This window comes from Actinotalea sp. C106, assembly GCF_023630195.1.
In the GTDB taxonomy this organism is placed as follows: Bacteria; Actinomycetota; Actinomycetes; order Actinomycetales; family Cellulomonadaceae; genus Actinotalea.
Genome location: NZ_JALPKN010000006.1, coordinates 1 through 19,875, shown reverse-complemented (window position 1 = coordinate 19,875; position 19,875 = coordinate 1). Strand labels below are relative to the sequence as shown.

Annotated in this window: 18 protein-coding genes and 2 pseudogenes; 8 read left to right on the top strand and 12 right to left on the bottom strand. The window is 70.3% G+C overall.

Features of this window, described 5'->3' with window-relative positions:
* Nucleotides 1–182 precede the first annotated feature (182 nt).
* The 5 genes and pseudogenes from L0B03_RS00985 to dnaA form a co-directional block, all read right to left on the bottom strand.
* Nucleotides 183–731, bottom strand: a complete 549-nt coding sequence (locus L0B03_RS00985; RefSeq protein WP_250442895.1) for a DUF721 domain-containing protein — start codon at nt 729–731, stop codon at nt 183–185.
* A gap of 73 nt (nt 732–804) precedes the next feature.
* Nucleotides 805–2,046: a DNA replication/repair protein RecF gene (gene recF / locus L0B03_RS00980; protein ID WP_250442892.1), complete on the bottom strand. Its 1,242-nt coding sequence runs from the start codon at nt 2,044–2,046 to the stop codon at nt 805–807.
* A pseudogene (gene gnd, locus L0B03_RS00975) lies at nt 2,046–2,969 on the bottom strand (phosphogluconate dehydrogenase (NAD(+)-dependent, decarboxylating)); the annotation flags it as partial. The pseudogene gnd and the gene recF, both read right to left, overlap by 1 nt.
* A gap of 21 nt (nt 2,970–2,990) precedes the next feature.
* Nucleotides 2,991–4,121 carry a DNA polymerase III subunit beta gene (dnaN, locus tag L0B03_RS00970; protein WP_250442886.1) on the bottom strand — a complete coding sequence of 377 codons (1,131 nt, stop codon included), beginning with the start codon at nt 4,119–4,121 and terminating at the stop codon, nt 2,991–2,993.
* 466 nt (nt 4,122–4,587) lie between these two features.
* Nucleotides 4,588–6,189, bottom strand: coding sequence for a chromosomal replication initiator protein DnaA (gene dnaA / locus L0B03_RS00965; protein WP_374204853.1), 1,602 nt, complete (start codon nt 6,187–6,189; stop codon nt 4,588–4,590).
* A gap of 492 nt (nt 6,190–6,681) precedes the next feature.
* Between dnaA and rpmH the strand changes: the two genes are divergently transcribed.
* From rpmH to L0B03_RS00925, 8 genes are all read left to right on the top strand, one after another.
* Nucleotides 6,682–6,819 (top strand): 50S ribosomal protein L34, encoded by a 138-nt coding sequence (gene rpmH, locus L0B03_RS00960; protein WP_013885212.1) that lies wholly within the window; start codon nt 6,682–6,684, stop codon nt 6,817–6,819.
* 30 nt (nt 6,820–6,849) lie between these two features.
* The gene (gene rnpA / locus L0B03_RS00955; RefSeq protein ID WP_250442883.1) at nt 6,850–7,188 is read left to right on the top strand and encodes a ribonuclease P protein component; all 339 of its coding nucleotides are present in this window, start codon (nt 6,850–6,852) and stop codon (nt 7,186–7,188) included.
* Nucleotides 7,185–7,538 (top strand): membrane protein insertion efficiency factor YidD, encoded by a 354-nt coding sequence (gene yidD, locus L0B03_RS00950; RefSeq protein ID WP_250442881.1) that lies wholly within the window; start codon nt 7,185–7,187, stop codon nt 7,536–7,538. Before rnpA ends, yidD begins: the two co-directional genes overlap by 4 nt.
* Nucleotides 7,535–8,896, top strand: coding sequence for a membrane protein insertase YidC (gene yidC, locus L0B03_RS00945; RefSeq protein ID WP_308199965.1), 1,362 nt, complete (start codon nt 7,535–7,537; stop codon nt 8,894–8,896). Before yidD ends, yidC begins: the two co-directional genes overlap by 4 nt.
* A gap of 40 nt (nt 8,897–8,936) precedes the next feature.
* Entirely contained in the window at nt 8,937–9,452 is a 516-nt protein-coding gene (locus L0B03_RS00940) for a R3H domain-containing nucleic acid-binding protein (protein WP_250442878.1), read from the top strand.
* Nucleotides 9,453–10,630: 1,178 nt separating this feature from the next.
* Complete coding sequence (gene rsmG / locus L0B03_RS00935) at nt 10,631–11,434, top strand: 16S rRNA (guanine(527)-N(7))-methyltransferase RsmG (protein WP_250442875.1); 804 nt, start codon at nt 10,631–10,633, stop codon at nt 11,432–11,434.
* 151 nt (nt 11,435–11,585) lie between these two features.
* Nucleotides 11,586–12,698, top strand: coding sequence for a ParA family protein (locus tag L0B03_RS00930; protein WP_284501220.1), 1,113 nt, complete (start codon nt 11,586–11,588; stop codon nt 12,696–12,698).
* Entirely contained in the window at nt 12,698–13,969 is a 1,272-nt protein-coding gene (locus tag L0B03_RS00925) for a ParB/RepB/Spo0J family partition protein (protein WP_250442870.1), read from the top strand. Before L0B03_RS00930 ends, L0B03_RS00925 begins: the two co-directional genes overlap by 1 nt.
* Before the next feature lie 18 nt (nt 13,970–13,987).
* Here L0B03_RS00925 and L0B03_RS00920 read toward each other — a convergent pair whose 3' ends face one another.
* The 7 genes and pseudogenes from L0B03_RS00920 to L0B03_RS00890 all read right to left on the bottom strand — a co-directional run.
* Nucleotides 13,988–14,929: a D-alanine--D-alanine ligase gene (locus L0B03_RS00920; RefSeq protein WP_250442868.1), complete on the bottom strand. Its 942-nt coding sequence runs from the start codon at nt 14,927–14,929 to the stop codon at nt 13,988–13,990.
* Nucleotides 14,926–16,263, bottom strand: a complete 1,338-nt coding sequence (locus tag L0B03_RS00915; RefSeq protein WP_250442917.1) for a PLP-dependent aminotransferase family protein — start codon at nt 16,261–16,263, stop codon at nt 14,926–14,928. The genes L0B03_RS00920 and L0B03_RS00915 overlap by 4 nt, the downstream gene beginning before the upstream one ends.
* Before the next feature lie 97 nt (nt 16,264–16,360).
* Entirely contained in the window at nt 16,361–17,113 is a 753-nt protein-coding gene (locus tag L0B03_RS00910; RefSeq protein ID WP_250442866.1) for a cation transporter, read from the bottom strand.
* Nucleotides 17,110–17,478, bottom strand: a complete 369-nt coding sequence (locus L0B03_RS00905) for a helix-turn-helix transcriptional regulator (protein WP_250442863.1) — start codon at nt 17,476–17,478, stop codon at nt 17,110–17,112. The genes L0B03_RS00910 and L0B03_RS00905 overlap by 4 nt, the downstream gene beginning before the upstream one ends.
* A gap of 74 nt (nt 17,479–17,552) precedes the next feature.
* Nucleotides 17,553–17,876, bottom strand: a complete 324-nt coding sequence (gene trxA, locus L0B03_RS00900; protein ID WP_250442860.1) for a thioredoxin — start codon at nt 17,874–17,876, stop codon at nt 17,553–17,555.
* The gene (gene trxB, locus L0B03_RS00895) at nt 17,873–18,871 is read right to left on the bottom strand and encodes a thioredoxin-disulfide reductase (protein WP_374204851.1); all 999 of its coding nucleotides are present in this window, start codon (nt 18,869–18,871) and stop codon (nt 17,873–17,875) included. The genes trxA and trxB overlap by 4 nt, the downstream gene beginning before the upstream one ends.
* Nucleotides 18,872–19,027: 156 nt before the next feature.
* Nucleotides 19,028–19,875: pseudogene (locus L0B03_RS00890) on the bottom strand (hypothetical protein); the annotation flags it as partial.

The following is a 19,875-nucleotide window of genomic DNA, read 5'->3' as shown; positions in this document are numbered from 1 at the left end:
AGCGCCAGGAATGACAGCCGTCAGTCTACCCCGTGACGCCGCTCAGAGCGGCGTCCACACCCATCCGACGCGCTAGGGATGCGCGAGGGTGATCCGGAGGTATCGAGGATCGTGCGGGAGGCTCTCAGGGGCCTTCCCGCCGATCGGTGATCTTCGGCCCCGCGCGGTGGGGACGCGGCCGCTCAGCCGTAGGTGTCCCTGGGTCCTCGCCCCGGGACCCGACGCTGGCCCCGCTTCCAGCTCGGCCCCGACGGACCCAGCACCTGGACCTCGACCACGACGTCAGGCCCGACCTCCTCGGCGAGCCGGCTCAGCAGGGTCGGGCCCAGCAGACGCAGGTTGGTCGCCCACGTGGTCGAGTCGGTGCGCACGACGAGCACCCCGTCCTCGAAGGTCTCGGGTACGCAGTGGTCGGCCACCTGGTCGCCCACGACCTCACGCCACCTCCCGACGACGCTGCCCACCGAGAGCTCGGTGCGCCAGCCCCGCTCGGCCGCCAGCCGGGAGAGGGTGTCACCGAGGAGGGCAGGGTCACGGCCGTCGCGGCCCGCCCCGGAGCGCTGATCAGCCACGGGACGACGTCGTCCGGGCTGCCCGGGGCGGAAGCCCCTCGCCCGGGCCGCCGCCTTGGCACGGTTGAGCGAGGCCCGGGCCACCTCGGAGGCCGGGGTCAGACCGAGCTGCTCGGCGACCGGCCTGGCCGGGTCCCAGTGGTCGGTCGTGGACCCCACGTGCTCGTCCCGGCCGGCCGGCTCCACTCCCGCGTCGCTGCTCGGCTGCTTCGGGTCGACCGGGGGACCACCCTCACCGGACACGGGTGACCTGCCCACCCATGACGTCGATGCGCGCCCCGTCGAGCTGCTCGGGCACGTCCTGCGCGACGGCCGCGGTGACGAGCACCTGCTCGGCCTTCGCCACCAGCGTCGCGAGCCGACCCCGGCGCCGGGTGTCCAGCTCGGCGAAGACGTCGTCGAGGATGAGGACCGGTTCGGCTCCGTCGCCCCACCCCGAGATCCCGGTCTCGTCCTCGGGCGTCCCGTGGGTGAGCAGCTCGTAGGAGGCGAGCCGGAGCGCGAGGGCGTAGGACCACGACTCCCCGTGGCTCGCGTATCCCTTGGCGGGCAGCCCACCCAGGTGGAGCAGCAGGTCATCACGGTGCGGGCCGACGAGGTTGACGCCGCGGTCGATCTCCTGACGCCGCATCCGGCTCATCGCCTCGAGGAGCTGGGCCTCGAGGAGCTCGAGGCTGACGTCCAGGTGCGGGATCCCCGGCTCGTCGAGGGGTGAAGGTGCCGGGCGACCGTCGTCGACGCTGGCCTCGAGGGAGGAGCGGTACCCGAGGACCGCGGCACCCTGACCCTCACTGACCTGCTCGTACGCCCGAGCCACGTGCGGACGGAGCTGGTCGACGAGCCGGACCCGGTTGCGCAGGATCTGCGCACCGACCTGCGCGAGCTTGGTGTCCCAGACGTCCAGGGTGCGCAGGTCCGGTGCGGACTCCTCGGCCGATCCGCCCCGGCGACCGCCGCGCCGCGCCGCGCCGGCGGACTTGAGCAGCGCGCCACGCTGACGGAGCACCCGGTCGTAGTCACCCAGCACGCCCGCGATACGTGGTGAGACCTGCACCGCGAGCTCGTCGAGGAGCCGACGTCGGCCGTCCGGGTCGCCCTTGACCAGGGCGAGGTCCTCCGGGGCGAAGAGCACCGTCCGCAGGATCCCGAGCACGTCGCGTGGCCGACGCACCGGAGAACGGTTGACCTGGGCCCGGTTGGCCTTTCCCGGGTTGAGCTCGAGCTCGACGAGGGTCGACCTGTCGTTCCGGTCCGCCCGCAGCCGGACGACCGCCCGTGGGGCACCCGCCCGCACGAGAGCAGCATCCGAGGAGACGCGGTGGCTGCCGAGGGTCGCGACGTAGCCGACCGCCTCGACGAGGTTGGTCTTGCCCTGGCCGTTGGGCCCCACCAGGGCGCTGACCCCGGGCTCGAGGGGGAGCTCGACCTGCTCGTAGGAGCGGTAGTCGGTCAGCGAGAGATGGCTGACGTGCACTACGCGTCGCTCGCGGGGCGGACCGCGTGACCTCCGAACTGCTGGCGCAGCGCGGCCACGGCCTTCATCGCCGGGGAGTCGATCTGGCGCGAGGAGAAGCGTGCGAACAGGGCTGCGGAGATCACCGGGAGGGGGACGGCCTGGTCGATGGCCTCGTCGACGGTCCACCTTCCTTCACCCGAGTCCTCGACGTAGTCGTCGATCGACCCCAGCTGCGGATCCTCCTCGAGGGCGGCGACGAGCAGGTCGAGCAGCCACGAGCGGACGACGGTGCCCTGGGTCCAGGCCTTGAGGGTGCCCGTGACGTCGGTGACGATCTCCTGGGCCTCGAGAAGCTCGTAGCCCTCGGCATAGGCCTGCATCAAGCCGTACTCGATGCCGTTGTGGACCATCTTGGCGTAGTGACCCGCGCCGACGGCGCCGGCGTGCACGAACCCGTTGCCACGCTCCCCGGGGGGGCGGAGGGCGTCGAAGACCGGCATCAGGTGCTCGACGTCGTCCTTCTCTCCACCAGCCATGAGCCCGTAGCCGTTCTCGAGTCCCCACACACCGCCCGAGACGCCCACGTCGACATAGCGGATGCCTTGGTCGGCAAGCTGGTCGGCGTGCTTCCGGTCGTCGAGGAAGTGCGAGTTCCCTCCCTCGATGACGATGTCGCCCTCGGCCAGGAGGTCGGCCAGCTCGGTCACGACCCCCCTGGTGATGTCACCCGAGGGCACCATCACCCACACGACCCGACGTCCAGCCGGCAACGCCTCGACGAGCGCGGCCATGCTGTCGACGTCCGAGACCTCGGGGTTGCGGTCGTAGCCGGTGACCTCGAGGTCGTGGTTGCGCAGTCGCTGGCGCATGTTCGCGCCCATGCGACCCAGTCCGACGATTCCGATGTGCATGCGGGGCACCTCCTGGTGCTCGGCTGCTGGTGCCGACTGACGCGGGAGCGCTCAGCTGGCGAAACGGATGGGTACCAGCAGGTAGCGGTAGCTCGAGTCGTCATCCCCGTCGAGGGCGGCCTGACCGGTGAACTCGACCGGCTTGTTGGGATGGGTGAAGGACATCCGGACGAACTCGGTGCTCAGGGCACCGAGGCCGTCGAGCAGGAACTGCGGGTTGAAGGCGACCGTGATGTCCTCACCGGTGAGAGCCGCCTCGAGGGCCTCGGAGGCCTGGGCGTCGTCACCCTGCCCGGCGTTCAGCACGACCTGACCCTCGGAGAAGGCGAGCCTGATCGAGGTGTTTCGCTCGGCCACCAGGGCCACGCGCCGTGACGCCTCGGTGAGCGCCTGCCGGGAGACGACGGCGTGGATCGGCGTCTCGTCGGGGAAGAGGCGACGGACGGCGGGGTAGTCCCCGTCCACCAGCAGCGAGGTGGTGTGACGCCCTCCGGCCTCGAAGCCGATGAGGTCGACCCCGGCACCGGTCGAGAGCGCGACCGTGACCTGCTCCGCGCTGCCGAGGGACTTGGCGGCATCGGACAGCGTCCGGGCCCGCACGAGGGCGATCGACTCGTGCCCGGGGGTGGCCGGGGTCCAGCTCAGCTCGCGCAGGGCCAGCCGGTACCGGTCGGTGGCGAGGAGGGTGATCTTCTCTCCCTCGATCTCCATCCGGACCCCGGTCAGCAGCGGGAGGGTGTCGTCCCGGCTCGCGGCGACGGTGACCTGGGCGACGGCCTCGGTGAGCTCGGGCCCGGCGATCGTCCCGACGACGGCGGGCATCGCCGGCAGAGCCGGGTAGTCCTCGACCGGCATGGTCAGCAGGGTGAACCGGCTCGCGCCGCAGGTGACCGTGACCTTCGACCCTTCGAGGACCACGTCGACGGGCTTGGCCGGCAGGGCTCGAGAGATCTCGGCGAGGAGACGGCCGGAGACGAGCACCGTTCCGGCCTCGACGACGTCCGCGGCGATCTCCGACCGGGCCGAGACCTCGTAGTCGAAGCTCGAGAGCTGGACGAGCCCGTTGGCGTCGGCCTCGAGCCGGACGCCAGCCAGGACGGGGACGGGGGGCCGGGTCGGCAGCGATCGGGCGGTCCAGGTGACGGCCTCCGCCAGGACGTCACGATCGACCCTGAACCTCATGTCGCATCCCTCTCGCCCAGCTGGTACGGCTCCGGCCAGCGCAGCACGACACGTGCGGGGCTGCCGAGCCCTGATCTGTGAGCACAGTACGCGAGACCGGTGTTCTGCGGGTACGGCGCAGGACGACGGTAGCGGCCCCAGCGTCTGCGCGCCGGAGAACCGGAGCCGGGCGCCTCGTCGCTCCCCATGAAGGCGCTGTGGATCTCTATAGATAACAAGATTCGTCGTTGTCATCGGTGGTGTGGAGTGTGTGGACATCCTGTCCCCGTGCAGGTCACCAGGCCCGGCGGACTGTGGAGCGCCTGAGGACGGCCCTGTCGACAGGATGCCCGGACGGTGGATCATGTGATTCTGTTCATCGGCCGTCCACCGAAATGCCAAGTTCTGTCCACAGGAGGCTGTGGGGCGGTCCACCGACGTCCACAGGGATGTCCACAGGTGTGAACAGTCGTCCTATGGGTGGGTTCTACCCACGATGCTGCTGCTTGATCCGGTTCGTGAGCTCGGTCACCTGGTTGTAGATCGAGCGACGTTCGGCCATGAGCTCGCGGATCTTGCGGTTCGCGTGCATCACCGTGGTGTGGTCCCGGCCGCCGAACTGCTGACCGATCTTCGGCAGGCTCATGTCGGTCAGCTCGCGGCACAGGTACATCGCGATCTGCCGTCCGGTGACTAGGACTCGGGACCGTGAGGACCCGCAGAGGTCGTCGATCGTCAGGCCGAAGTAGTTGGCCGTCTGGGCGATGATCGCGGCCGCGGTGATCTCGGCAGTGTCCTCGTCGGTGATGAGGTCCTTGAGGACGATCTCGGCCAGGGCGAGGTCCACGTGCTGTCGGTTGAGGTTGGCGAACGCCGTCACCCGGATGAGCGCGCCCTCGAGCTCACGGATGTTCGTAGAGATCTTGGAGGCGATGTACTCGAGGACGTCGTCGGGGGCCTGGAGCCGCTCGTTGCCGGCCTTCTTGCGCAGGATGGCGATCCGCGTCTCGAGGTCAGGAGGCTGCACGTCGGTGATGAGGCCCCACTCGAAGCGCGACCTCATGCGGTCCTCGAAGCCGTTGAGCTGCTTGGGCGGCAGGTCGGAGGTGATCACGACCTGCTTGTTGGTGTTGTGCAGGGTGTTGAAGGTGTGGAAGAACTCCTCCATCGTCTGCTCCTTGCCCTGCAGGAACTGGATGTCGTCGATGAGGAGCAGGTCGACGTCTCGGTACCGGCGCTGGAATGCGCCCGCCTTGCCCTCGCTGATCGAGTTGATGAAGTCGTTGGTGAACTCCTCGGAGTTCACGTAGCGCACCCGGACCCCCGGGTACAGCGAGAAGGCGTAGTGACCGATCGCGTGCAGCAGGTGCGTCTTGCCCAGACCCGAGTCCCCGTAGATGAACAGCGGGTTGTACGCCTTGGCGGGGGCCTCGGCCACGGCGACGGCTGCGGCGTGCGCGAAGCGGTTGGAGGACCCGATGACGAAGGTCTCGAAGAGGTACTTCGGGTTGAGGCGAGCCGGCTCGACCGGTGGACGCTGCCCCGAGGACCGCCCGTGGGGGGCCTCGTCGAAGGGGGTGCGCTCGGCAGAGGAACGACGCCGGGGGCGGTCCTCCTCGTCGTCGTCGAAGGCGCTGTCGCGGCGTGATCGTCGGTCAAGATCACGGTCGTGGTCATCGCGGCTGTCGCGGTGGTCCCGGTCGTCGTGGCGGCGGCGAGAGCCCTCACGGTCGGAGCGGTCTCCGGAACCAGGCTCTGCATCGCGAGGACCGCCCTGGGTCGAGGCGTTCTGGGCGGACGGGGCGCGGCTGTCGGCGTCCTCGAGGGAGGGGTCGACGGTTACCGCGAACCTGGCGTCGACGCCGAGGACGTCGCTCAGTGCCTTGGTCAGCTCGTTGCGCACCCTGGACTCGAGGTAGTCCTTGGTGAAGTCGTTGCCGACGGCAAGGAGGACGGTGTCGTCCAGGAGACCGACAGGTCGGACCAGCCGGATGAAGGCCAGCTGCTGCGCGCTGGTCGTGGGATCGGTGGCGATCTGTCCTACTGCTCGGTCCCACACCTGGGCGATCGAGACGTCCTGTGCTGGCACGGGGGAGCTCCATAGGTCTGCGCTGCGGGCGGGGATCCGCCTCGCACCCTGGCATGGTGCGGCACGATCCACATAGTTGTCCACAAGCTGTGGGCTCGCGTGATACCAGATGCGGCGGCTGTGGGTGAAGGGCCTGGGAGGCCTGCTCGATCTGGCACGGAAGGCCCCTCGCAGACGTGCGGTGCAGGTCTGCGGTGGCCCTCGGAGTGTCGCGGGCGTGGTCGAACGGGTCCCGGAGCATGATCGGCGTTGATCGAGAGCAGACACCCCGCGCGTCAGTACCCGGCCACAGGTTTGACCGGCGCGCTGGTCGCGCGTACCGTTGCACAGCCGTTCGTGACGGCCTCAGTCTGCGTGCCCACAGCCGGCCACGACACCGTGATGCGGTCGTCGTGATCGCATGCGGGGCATGATCCACGGGCGGAGGGCGACGAGCGCACCCTCGTGTCCGTCCTCCGACGGCGACCTGAACCAACCTTTGTGGAGTCTGACGTGTCGAAGCGCACCTTCCAGCCGAACAACCGGCGCCGGGCCAAGACCCACGGCTTCCGTCTGCGCATGCGCACCCGGGCCGGCCGCGCGATCCTCGCTGCTCGTCGGCGTAAGGGTCGCTCCGAGCTCTCCGCCTGATCTCCTCAGGTGCTGCCCGGCCCACTGAGGATGCGCAGGTCCGAGGACTTCGCGCAGACGATCAGACGGGGCACCCGCGCCGGCCGTGACACGCTCGTCGTGCACTGCCGCCGGGTCGAGGGCAGTGCCGAGCGACGGGTTGGGCTCGTCGTGGCCAAGACGGTGGGTAACGCCGTCGTCCGGAACCGGGTCAGACGGAGGTTGCGCGCCGTGGTCGTCGAGCAGGTGGAAGTTGTTCCGCCGGGCACCGACCTCGTGCTGCGCGCTCTGCCCCCGGCCCGCGAGGCGAGCTACGGCCTGCTGCGGGACGACTACGTCAGCGCCATGAGCAGCGCGGTGCGACGAGCGAGCGCTCGGACCAGAGCATGACCTCGGTGGCTGCCCCGGGTTCCGCGGTGCCGCCGGTGAGCCGGCTGCTCGCCGGGGTCAGGGCGGTACCACGACTGGTGCTCGTCGCTGCCCTCCGGGTGTACCAGGGTGTGATCTCCCCGATGACGGGGCCCACCTGTCGGTACTACCCGAGCTGTTCCTCCTACGCCTTGACTGCGGTGCAGCGTCATGGCGCGGGGCGAGGGACCTGGCTGGCCGTGCGCCGGCTGCTGCGATGCCACCCGTGGGCGGCCGGCGGCGTGGACGACGTCCCCCCGGTTCGCCGGCACCCCCACTCCACCCGTCTCGACGGGAACGATGAACGACCCCCGAGGAGCACCGCAGCATGAGTTGGTTCGACACCATCCTCTGGCCCCTCAAGGTGGCCGTGGCCTGGATCATGGTCCAGTTCCACTCCCTGTTCGTGGCCCTCGGCGTGCCCTCGGAGTCTGGTCTGGCCTGGGCGGGGTCGATCGTCGGGCTCGTGGTCGTCATCCGGATCCTGCTGATCCCGCTGTTCGTCAAGCAGATCAAGGCGTCTCGAGGGATGCAGCTGCTCGCCCCGGACATGCAGAAGATCCAGAAGAAGTACAAGGGCAAGAGCGACCCGGCCTCTCGTGAGGCGATGAGCCGCGAGACCATGGAGCTGTACCGCAAGCACGGCACGAACCCGTTCGCGTCGTGCCTGCCGATCCTTGCGCAGTCGCCGATCTTCTTCGCCCTCTTCCGGGTGCTGTACTCGCTCGGCGATCTCGCCCGTGGTGAGTATCAGGGTGGCGATCGGCTGCAGATCGGTCCGCTGACGCAGGACCTCGCTGCGGAGGCGAACTCGGCCACCCTCTTTGGTGCACCCATCTCCTCGTTCTTTCTCGAGTCAGGTGCGACGGGTGCGACGCGCATCGTCACGGTCCTGCTCATCATCGCGATGTCGGCCACGACCTTCCTCACCCAGCGTCAGCTGACGCAGAAGAACATGCCGGCCTCGGCTCTGCAAGGACCGATGGCTCAGCAGCAGAAGATGCTTCTCTACCTGCTGCCGGTGATCTTCGCCGTCACGGGCGTCAACTTCCCGATCGGTGTCCTCATCTACTGGACCACGACCAACCTCTGGTCGATGGGGCAGCAGTTCTACGTGATCCGCCGTAACCCGACTCCGGGTTCGGAGGCGGAGCGCGCACTCAAGGAGCGGCGGGCGAAGAAGGCCGCTGCCAAGGGCATCGTCCTCGAGGAGGAGAAGCCCGCGATCGAGGAGAAGCCCCGCGGCCAGCGGCAGCAGCCCAAGCGCAAGCACCGGACCAAGCCGGTGACCGGTGCCGGCGGTCCGACGGGTACCGGAGACGGCGCGGCCGCGAGCTCCTCGTCCGAAGGGGGCGACTCCGTCTTGGGTGATGCCTCTCCATCAGGGAAGGCGAAGCCCGCAGACGGAGCTCCCGGTGCGAAGTCAGCGGGGGCCACGTCGCGAGGGGCCAAGCCGGGAGGCGGCAAGGCTCCAGGAGCGAAGGCCCCGGGGACGAGGTCCGGCGGGACCAAGCCCTCGGGTGCCGCGACTGGCGGTGCGCGTGCTGGTGGCACCAAGCCGACTCGATCGAAGCCGAGCGGCACCAAGCCCGAGGGCGGCACGGGCACGTCGGGGACGTCATCCTCGACCGGTAAGGCCAAGGGCAAGGGGACCCCGGGCAAGGGGACTCCCGAGAATCCCACGACGTGAGCAGCAACTGGGCTGCGCAGTTCCTGATCAGGAGATCGTCATGACCGAGAGCAGTGCTCCCACGGAGCAGAACGACGTGTCCGTCACGCGACGCCTCGAGGAGGAGGGTGAGATCGCCGCGGACTACCTCGAAGAGCTGTTGGACATCGCCGACCTGGATGGTGACATCGACATCGACGTCGATCACGGACGCGCCGCGGTGGAGATCGTGGCAGAGGCCGGTTCCGAGCGGGCCCTGCGTCGACTCGTCGGTTCCGAAGGCGAGGTCCTCGATGCGGTCCAGGAGCTCACGCGCCTTGCCGTGCAGACCAAGACGGGGGAGCGGAGCCGCTTGATGCTCGACATCGCCGGCTATCGTGCCGCTCGCAGGGCCGAGCTGACCGAGGTCGCGAAGAAGGCGATCGGGGAGGTCCAGGCCTCGGGCGAGTCGGTGGCCCTCGAGCCCATGAACCCCTTCGAGCGCAAGGTGGTGCATGACGTGGTCGCGGAATCCGGGCTGGTCAGCGATAGCGATGGCGTTGAGCCTGGTCGACACGTGGTGATCAAGCCCGCCTGAACGCGGCAGGGAGAGGCCCCCGTGACCATGCGGTCGCGGGGGCCTCTCCGTGTCTCGGGGAGTGCGCGGCTGGTTCGCCGCGGAAGTGGCCGTAGGGCAGGGGTGGAGTCACGGGAGCGCATCCCCGGGATGCTCATTCTGGCTCGGTTTCACGTGGAACGTGTTGCGAGGTTCGTCACCACTACCTCGCCCGGTGATGCTCGGCGGCGGCCGTTCACGCCGATGCTGATGCTGACAGCGCCGGCGTCGTGGAAGTGGACCGCCCCTCATCGGGACAAGGACATGGCCTACGTGTCAGGGACGACGGCCTCCTCGTGCTGCGGAGCCTCCCGGGGTCAGACGTGTTTCACGTGGAACACCGCCGTAGTGCAGCGTTGGCCCCGTTGCAGTTGGTGGCGCGACGGCTGGCGCTCGGCGCCCGTTCTTGCGCGCGGATGGAGTCGCTGGCGCACGGCTGGCGCGCGGCAGGGGAGTGGCTGCCCGTCCGTGGTCGCCCGTCGGTTCACCCACGTGGATCAGGTGCGCAGGGTTGTGCTTGATACCCACGAGCTCGGTCCATGGGTGGTGACCGTGACCAGGGCATGGCCTGGCCTCCGCACTGTCCACCGTGAGACGGGTGACTCAACGATGCACACAGACCGGCGGGGGTGCGCGGGCCCAGGGGGCCTCGGTGCGGGACATGCGGATCGGCGGGCCTCCGAGGGGCACGGTGTCGCGTGCGTGTGCTTGGCGCGACGGTTCAGCGTTGCAGACCAGGCTAAAGGGGCAGGGTGCGTCGTGGTGGCCGCAACCCAAGGATGTGGGTGGACGCGTGCAGGTGGGTCGTACCTCCTCGTAGCTCGGATCTGAGGCGGCGACCCAGAGGCCCATTCCGAGTACCGCCTTTCGGCTCCAGGGCGTTGGTCGCACGGGCCGGCAGAGAGGGGCCGTCCGCAAGGCGGACGTTGACGGGTCGAAGGGAGCGATGTTCCACGTGAAACGGGACTGCCTCACGCGATGCGAGTGACTACGAGCGACGTGCGTGTGGCGGCCGTGCCTCCGAAGGTGAGCGGCGGGGGAGATCCGGCGGGCTGGCCAGGGCGCCGCACCCCATGGCAGACGGTCGCCTGGTTTCACGTGGAACGGCTTGGCCCCATACGGTGGTCCCTTGTTCGTGCCGATCAACCGTAGGGAGCGTCGTGGCTGACGAGGATGGCCGGGCGGTGACGCTCGACCAGCGGACCCCAGCCGTCGTGGAGCTGTTCGGTCCGGCCCTCGGGCAGATCGTCGCCTTCCATGACCTGCTCGCGGTCGAAGGCGTGACGCGGGGGCTGATCGGCCCGCGCGAGGTTCCTCGTCTGTGGGAACGCCACCTGGTCAACTCTGCCGCGGTGGCGAGGTTCCTGCCGGCCGAGGGTGTCGTGATCGACGTCGGGAGCGGTGCAGGGCTCCCAGGAGTCGTCCTTGCGGCCATGCGGCCCGACCTCGAGGTGGTCCTGCTCGAGCCGATGCAACGCCGGGTCACCTGGCTCACCGAGGTGATCGAGCGACTCGAGCTCCCGAACACGCGAGTGACGCGGGGCAGGGCCGAGGACCTCGTTGGTTCGGTCCTGGCCGATGCCGTGACGGCCCGAGCGGTCGCTCCGATGGACCGCCTGGCTGCGTGGACGATCCCGCTCCTCAGGCACGGTGGCGTGCTGCTCGCCCTCAAGGGTTCACGTGCGGCCGAAGAGCTCGCCGCCGCGCGGATGTCCATCGCAGACCTCGGCGGCGACGCCGGGGACGTCCTCGACGCGGAGACCGTCCCGGGAGGGGAGCCCACGACGGTGGTGCGGGTGCGCAGGACCGCTCCCTCTGTCCCTCTACGCCCGGAGCCCACCCGTGGAGCAGGCTCATCGAGCCGACCCACGGGTCCCAGCGCACCAGGCAGCGGACATTCGCCACGGAGGATCCCGGGAGGACGCTCTCCCCGGCGAGGGAAACGCGGGGGAGCGGGCGCCTGAGCTGGCGTCGGCTCTCCTCGGTCGAGGAGGGTCGCGAGGCGTGACTCTCACCGCGTCGTCGACCGCCGCGGCGCATGACCGAGGCCGACGGGAGCACGCATCGCCACGGGCGGGCCCTGCGGGCCCCGACGGTCGGCGATGTCGCTGGACGATGGCAGGATGTGACCACGCAAGGACAGGAGATCTGGTGGAGCAGCAGGACCCGACGCCTGGCCCCGGCGTTTCACGTGAAACAGAGGGCTGGAACGACGAGCACCGACGGGCGGCCCTGATCCAGAGCCTGCCGACCGTGGATGACTCGACCCCGCTCGCGGCTCAGCTGGCCGCTGATGCCCGACGTCGGATCGACCTCTCAGGTCGGCGGTTCCCGCGCCCTGAGTCGACGCGGGTACTGACGATCGCCAATCAGAAGGGCGGCGTCGGCAAGACGACCACCACGGTCAACCTCGCCGCGGCGCTCTCGCAGGCTGGCCTGAACGTCCTGGTCATCGACAACGACCCTCAGGGCAACGCCTCGACCGCCCTGGGTATCGACCACCGGGCGGGAACTCCGTCGGTCTACGAGGTCCTGGTGGAGGACGAGGAGCTCGCTGCCGTCGTCCAGCAGACCCCTCAGCTTCCGCGCCTGTGGTGCGCCCCGGCCACGATCGACCTCTCTGGCGCCGAGATCGAGCTCGTCTCTCTGGTCGCCCGGGAGAACCGGCTGCGCAACGCGATCGACGCCTACCTCGAGCACCGCGCACACCAGGGCCTCGACCAGCTCGACTACATCTTCATCGACTGCCCGCCGAGCCTCGGGCTCCTGACGGTCAACGCCTTTGTCGCGGCCCGGGAGGTGCTGATTCCGATCCAGTGCGAGTACTACGCCCTGGAGGGGCTGAGCCAGCTCCTCAAGAACGTCCAGCTCATCAAGAACCACCTCAATCCGGCCCTCCACGTCTCCACCATCCTGCTCACCATGTACGACTCGCGCACCAATCTTGCGCAGCAGGTGGCCGCAGAGGTGCGCGAGCACTTCCCTGAGCAGACCCTGCGCACCACGGTGCCGCGCTCGGTGCGGATCTCGGAGGCACCTAGCTACGCCCAGACCGTCATGACCTACGACCCGAGCTCGACCGGAGCGTTGTCCTACCTGGCGGCGGCGCGGGAGCTCGCCGACAGAGGTGTCCTCGCTGCGGCCTCGTCCCGCGACGGCGTCGAGTCCCAGGGTGCCCAGCCCGAGAACGCCCCCCTGCAGCAGAGCACGACGACGGAGGACAACTGATGGCGGAGAAGCGTCGCGGCCTGGGCCGCGGACTCGGAGCTCTCATCCCCAGCGCGCCGACGGGAGATGCTCGACCCGTCGACGTGTTCTTCCCGGGGGGCCCGGCGGCCAAGGTGACCCCCGAGGACACCGAGCCTTCCCCCTCGCAGGACATCGCCGCAGGTCACGACCTTTCCGCGACGGATCTGCCGGGGGATGTGGCGACGGCTGCTGCCGACGCGGCACCGGAGGACCTGGCGGCTGCGCCGTCACGCGACGACGAGGCGGGCGCCGGAGCATCACCCGGCACCTCTCCGACCGCTAGCTCTGCGGACGTGTCTCCCGCTGGCGGACCGACCACCCCGACGCCCACCGAGGACGGTTCTACATCGTCGACCGGCTCTGGACCGGGCACCAGCTCAGCAGGAGAGCTTCCCGAGGGTCTGGTCCCCGTCCCGGGGGTGCACTTCGCGGAGGTCCCGGTCGGGTCGATCCGGCCGAACCCGCGCCAGCCGCGCACGGTCTTCGACGAGGACGCCCTGAGCGAGCTGGTCAGCTCGATCCGTGAGATCGGGGTGCTCCAGCCCATCGTCGTGCGTCCCCTGCGTGAGGAGGGGGCCGAGCACGACGGCTTCACCTACGAGCTCATCATGGGCGAGCGCCGGTGGCGCGCCACGCAGGAGGCCGGCCTGGAGACGGTGCCGGCGATCGTCCGGGAGACCGACGACGCCGACCTGCTGCGCGACGCCCTGCTGGAGAACCTCCACCGCAGCCAGCTGAACCCCCTCGAGGAGGCGGCTGCCTACCAGCAGCTGCTCGACGACTTCGGCTGCACCCACGACGACCTCGCGCGCCGCATCCACCGGTCACGCCCGCAGATCAGCAACACCTTGCGACTGCTCCGGCTCCCGCCCCTGGTGCAGCGCCGGGTGGCTGCCGGTGTGCTCTCCGCGGGTCATGCTCGCGCCCTGCTCGGCCTCGCCGACGCGGCCGCCATGGAGCGGCTCGCGCAGCGGATCGTGGCCGAGGGCATCTCCGTCCGCGCCACCGAGGAGATCGTGACCCTGGGCGGCGACCCCGAGAAGCCCGTCGCCCAGCGCCGCCCGCGCGCCGGGGACCGGAACGCGGCCCTCGACGACCTTGCCGGTCGCCTCTCCGACAGGTTCGACACCCGCGTCAAGATCGCGCTGGGCAAGAGCAAGGGCCGCATGACCGTGGAGTTCGCGTCGGTCCAGGACCTCAACCGCATCCTGGAGATGCTCTCCCCGGAGGACCCGGGTCTGCTGCGCTGACCTCGGGCTGCCGCCAGCTCAGCCGGCGGCAGCGTTCTCCACGATGGCGCGGTAGAGCTTGCCGAGGTCGTGCCCCGCAGCCACGGCGGCCTGCGGAAGCAGTGATGTCTCGGTCATGCCCGGGGCGGTGTTGAGGTCCAGGAACTGCGGGACCCCGTCGCGGTCGAGGATGAGGTCGGTGCGGGACAGGTGCCGCAGTCCCAGGGCCTCGTGCACGGCCACGGCCGCCGCGCCGACCCGGGCAGAGTCCTCCTCGGAGAGGCGGGCCGGGGTGAAGTACTCGGTGCGACCTGGTACGTACCGCGCGTCGTAGTCGTAGGGCCCGTCGGTGACCAGCTCGACGGGTGGCAACGCCTGCGGTCCGTCCCCCGTGTCGACCACGCTCACCGCGAGCTCGACGCCGTCCACGGCCTGCTCGATCAGCGCGGTGTCGCCGTAGGCGAAGCAGTCGACCATCGCCCGCGGTAGCTGCTCGGCCTCGCGGACGACCGTGACGCCCAAGGCGGACCCTCCGCGTGAGGGCTTCACGGCGAGCGGCAGGCCGAGGCTCGCCAGGACCGTCTCGAGGACCTTGCCGGCCCCCAGCTCGCGGAAGAGGCTCTGGGGGAGGGTGACGAAGCGCGGGGTGCTCAGCCCCGCCGCGGCGACGATGGTCTTGGTGACGGGCTTGCTCCATGCGCAGCGGCTCGCGCGGGGGTCCGCGCCGACGTAGGGCAGGCCCATCATCTCGAGGACGTCCCGCACGGACCCGTCCTCGCCGCTCGCCCCGTGCAGCAGCGGCCACACGATGGCCGGCTCCAGCTGCCGCAGGGCGGGGATGAGATCGGCGTCGACGTCGTGCACCGCGACCTCGAGGCCGGCCCCCCGGAGCGCCTCGGCGACCCGACGGCCCGAGCGCAGCGACACGTCACGCTCGTGCGAGAGGCCACCGGCCAGGACCAGGACGCTCGGGGCGCTCATGCGAGGTCCGGGGAGGGGGACTCGACGATGCGACCCTCGCGGGTGGCTGCGGTGCCGAAGATCTCGACCAGCTCACGCTCGCCGTCCACGACCGTGGACAGTCGGCGCACACCCTCGCGGATGCGTTCCGGCGTCGGGTAGCAGAAGGACAGACGCATGTGATCGGCTCCTTGACCGTCGGCGTAGAAGGCGGTCCCCGAGACGTAGGCGACCAGGGCCGTGATGGCCCGCGGGAGCATGGCCTGGGCGTCGAGCCCGTCCGGCAGCTTCACCCAGGTGTAGAAGCCGCCGTCGGGCACGGTCCAGGAGGCCTCGGGGATGTGCTCGCTCAGGGCGCCGACCATGGCGTCACGCCGCTCGCGGTACATCTCCCGGAAGGCCTTGATCTGGCCCTTCCAGTCGTGCTCGGCGAGGTACGTCGAGATGGCCAGCTGCGAGGCGTTGGAGGGGCACAGGATCGCGGACTCGCTCGCCAGGACCAGCTTCTCGCGCACGGCGTGCGGGGCGACCGCCCAGCCCACCCGGTACCCCGGGGCGAAGGTCTTGGAGAAGGAGCCGAGGTAGATGACCCCTTCGTCGTCGAGCGAGCGCATCGCGGGCAGGGGGTCGCCCGAGAAGCCGAGCAGACCGTACGGGTTGTCCTCCACCAGGAGAACCCCGTGACGCTGGGCGATCTCGAGCACGCGTGGGCGCCGCTCGAGGCTCAGGGTGACCCCGGCGGGGTTGTGGAAGTTGGGCACCGTGTAGATGAGCTTGACGGTGCGGCCCTCGGCAGCGAGCCGGGTCAGCGCCTCGTCGAGCGCCTCGGGCACCAGGCCGTGCTCGTCGAGGGGCACGTGCACGACGTCGGCCTGGTAGGCGCGGAAGACACCGAGCGCCCCGACGTAGCTCGGCGCCTCGGCGACGATGACGTCCCCCGGGTTGATGAAGAGCCTGGTCACCAGGTCGAGGGCTTGTTGTGAGCCGGTCGTGACCACGACGTCGTCCGGGTGGGCGTCGATCCCCTCGAGGCGCATGACGTCGAGGATCTGCTCGCGCAGGGTCTGGTCGCCCTGACCTGAGCCGTACTGCAGGGCCGTGGCCCCCCGGGTCGCGATGAGGCGCTGCGCCGACTCCGCGAGGGTGTCGAGAGGGAGACCTGCGAGATTCGGCATGCCGCCCGCGAGCGACACGACCTCGGGCCGGCTGGCGACGGCGAAGAGGGCGCGGATCTCAGAGGCTCGCATGCCGTGGGTCCGGTCGGCGTAGGAGCCGATCCACGGGTCGAGGCGGGTCCCGGTCGACGGGCGGGCGTGGGGGGCGGCGCTGCGAGGGGCAGGAGTCACCTGCCCCATCGGCTCGCCGTGCTCGGGTGTCATGGGCCGAGTCTGCCACGGCGCCCAGCGGGCCGGGCGGAGGTGTCCGGACCGACGTCAGGGTGGCCTGCAGGCCTCAGCGAGGGCCCGCGGTCCCGCCCGTGCCGCAGCACCCGCCACCAGAGCATGCCTGCTCGCTCTTCTCGGTGGCATCGACGAGCCCGGGGTCCTCGGAGACCAGGAGCGCGACGGGGGAGCAGCAGGTGTCCCCGCGCAGTGCGTTGACCCCCTCTCGCACGGCGACCGCGGCGATCACGAGGGCGGCGACGGGGTCCGCCCAGCCCCAGCCCAGCGCTGAGTTGGCGACCAGCCCGACGAGCAGCACGCCGCTCAAGGCCGAGCACACGAGCAGCTGGGCGCTGTCGGCCACGACGCTCGCCGAACCCAGCTCGCGGCCGGTGCGCCGTTCCCACCAGGCGAGCCCTGGCATGACCACCAGGCTCAGGGCGGCGAGCACGATGCCCACCGTGCTGTGGCGGGTCTCTGCGGCGCCGAGCAGCGCACGCACGGCTTCGAAGGTCACCAGGGCAGCCAGGGCGAAGAAGGAGAAGGCCACGACCCGCAGCGCCCGGTGCTCGCGGTCCTCGTGGTTGACCCCGCCCGCGAACTGCCACGCGATCGCTGTCGCGGAGAGCACCTCGACCACCGAGTCGAGGCCGAAGCCGATCAGCGCGGTCGAGGAGGCCGCGGCGCCCGCCCCGATCGCGACCACGGCCTCGACCACGTTGTAGCCGATGGTGGCGGCCACGATCAGGCGCACCCGGCGACGGAGGAGGTCTCGTCGGGCCGGCGCCGGGATCCCTGCGTCGAGCTCGACGGTCCCCCTCATGCCGGAGCCTGCGTCCCGTAGCGGGGGCACAGGCGGACGGTCTCCCCGGTGAGACCGAGCAGGCGCTCGGCGGCAGCGAGCAGGTCGAGGACCTCGGGCCCGGCGAGGGAGTAGAGGGTCGAGCGCCCCTGGGTCCGTGAGGTCACCAGTCCGCAGTCCGCGAGGCACAGGCAGTGGGCGGAGACCGTGCTCTGGGCGAGCCCGAGGTGCTCGGTGAGGTCCCGGACGCGGTGCTCACCGAGGGTCAGGTGCTGCAGGATCGCCAACCGGTTGGCGTCACCCAGGCCGCGGAAGAGGCACGCAGCGGTCGCGAGGTGAGCGGGGTCGTGGCGAGAAGCATCGACCTCTGGCGCTAGCATCGTCATGCACCGATGCTACCCCTGATCCCGGGCACGCCACGAGCCCTGGACCGCCAGGATCCAGGGCTCTTGGTCGAGGCTCAGGCGAGGATGGCGTCGATCTCGGTGACCAGGGCCGGCTTGGGCCGGGCGCCGACGATCTGCTTGATCAGCTCGCCGCCCGAGTAGATGTTGATCGTCGGGATCGAGGTGATCCCGTAGGCGGCCGTCACCTCGGGGTTCTCGTCGGTGTTGACCTTCGCGATGGTCAGACGACCCTCGTAGACCCCCGAGAGCTCCTCGAGCACCGGGGCGACCTGCCGGCAGGGACCGCACCAGGGGGCCCAGAAGTCGACCAGCACGGGGACCGGGGACTCGAGGACCTCGGACTTGAAGGTGGCGTCGGTGACGGGGACGGTGCTCACAGGGTCTCCTCGATCTTCTCAGGCAGGCTCTCGGGGGCGGGCGGGGCGACCGCACCGACCAGGTCTGCCAGGTAGTGCTGCGCGTCGAGCGCGGCCGAGCACCCTGTGCCCGCCGCGGTGATGGCCTGCCGGTAGACGTGGTCGACGAGGTCGCCGCAGGCGAAGACCCCCTCGACGTTGGTCTGGGTGCCGCGGGCGTCCGGCCCGCCGACGAGCACGTAGCCGTTGTCGTCCAGGTCGACCTGGCCGATCAGCAGCTCGTTGCGCGGGATGTGCCCGATGGCCACGAACAGCCCGGTGGCCGTGTGCTCGCGCAGCTCGCCGGTGACGGTGTCCCGCAGGGTGAGGCCCGAGAGCTTCTCCTCGCCGTGGATCGCGACGACCTCGCTGTTCCAGGCGAACTCGATCTTCGGGTCGTTGTGCGCACGGTCCGCCATGATCTTGGAGGCCCGCAGCTCGTCGCGACGGTGCACCATCGTGACCTTGTTGGCGAAGCGGGTCAGGAAGGTGGCCTCCTCGACCGCCGAGTCCCCGCCCCCGACGACGACGACGTCCTGCCCGCGGAAGAAGAACCCGTCGCAGGTCGCGCACCACGAGACGCCGTGGCCCGAGAGCCGCTTCTCGTCCGGCAGGCCCAGCTCGCGGTACGCCGAGCCGGTCGCGAGGATCACCGAACGCGCGACGAAGGTGTCGCCGTTGCCGGTACGCACCGTCTTGAGCGGCCCGGTGAGGTCTGCCTCGACGACGTCGTCGTAGAGGACCTCGGCCCCGAAGCGCTCAGCCTGCTTCTGCATGTTCTCCATGAGCTCGGGGCCCATGATGCCGTCGACGAAGCCAGGGAAGTTCTCGACCTCGGTGGTGTTCATCAGGGCGCCGCCGGCAGTCACCGCCCCGGCGACGACGACGGGCGCAAGGCCGGCGCGTGCGGCGTAGACGGCGGCGGTGTATCCGGCCGGGCCTGAGCCGATGATGACCAGGTCACGGGTCTGGGTCACGTGCATCCCTCTGTCTGTCGTGGATCTGCCGCAGGAGGTTCGCCTGCGACCACGTCAACAGATCCTAGGGCTCCGGTGTTCCTGCCGGTGGGCCGCCCCCTGCGGGTTCATCGCGGGTTCAGCTCGGCGCCGTTCCCCGGTCGCCGCGGCTCCGCGTCAGGAGAGCGAGATCTCGTAGAGCTCGACGCGGTTGAGGCCGTCCGGGGTCTGCGGGAGCTCGGTGAACCAGAGCACGATGTGGGCCGCCTGGGTCGGTTCGGGCAGCTCGAGCGTCATGTCGGGCCCCAGCGGGCTCTCGACCAGCACGGCTCCCTCGGTGGGCGTGCTGGGGTCCGTCGCGCGCACCTCCACCCGACCGCCTGCCCCGTTGACCGCGAGGTCGACGGTGCTGACCATCGCGGGCTCCTCGAGGGTGACGGCGAAGCCGACCCCGTCCTTCATGCCGTAGGTGGGGGACACGTAGGTCCGGGTGAACCAGAAGGTCGTCGGGTCGCCGTCGATCGCGCGGTCCACGGCCTCGGGGTGCTCGTTGTCGTCACCGTCCGGGGGCGGATCGACCTGCTGGGCCGAGACGATCACGGGCGCGGTGATCTCCTCCGGGGACTCCTCCTCGGCGGGTGGCTCGCCCTCGCCCTCGCCCTCGTCCGCCTCGCCCTCAGCCGGGACCTCGCCCTCGGCGGTCTCCTCGGCCTGGACGTCGCCGAAGCCGTCCGAGCCGCCGATCGGGGGCAGGGGGGCCGTCAGGCGGTTGTAGGCCATGACCACGCCGATCACGACGGCGAGGCCGATGAGGACCAGGACGAACGGGGTGGGGTCGAAACGGTGGCGGGTCAGCACGGCGGGGGACCGTCCGATCAGGGAGTCGAAGTCCTGCCGGTCCGGCGCAGGAGGGGGGGTCGACGACGAGCGAGCCGAGGCTGCCGAGGCAGGGGCACGGCCTGGGGTGGGCTGGGTGGAAGGGCCCGGGGTGGGCTGGGTGGAAGGGCCCGGGGTGGGCTGGGTGG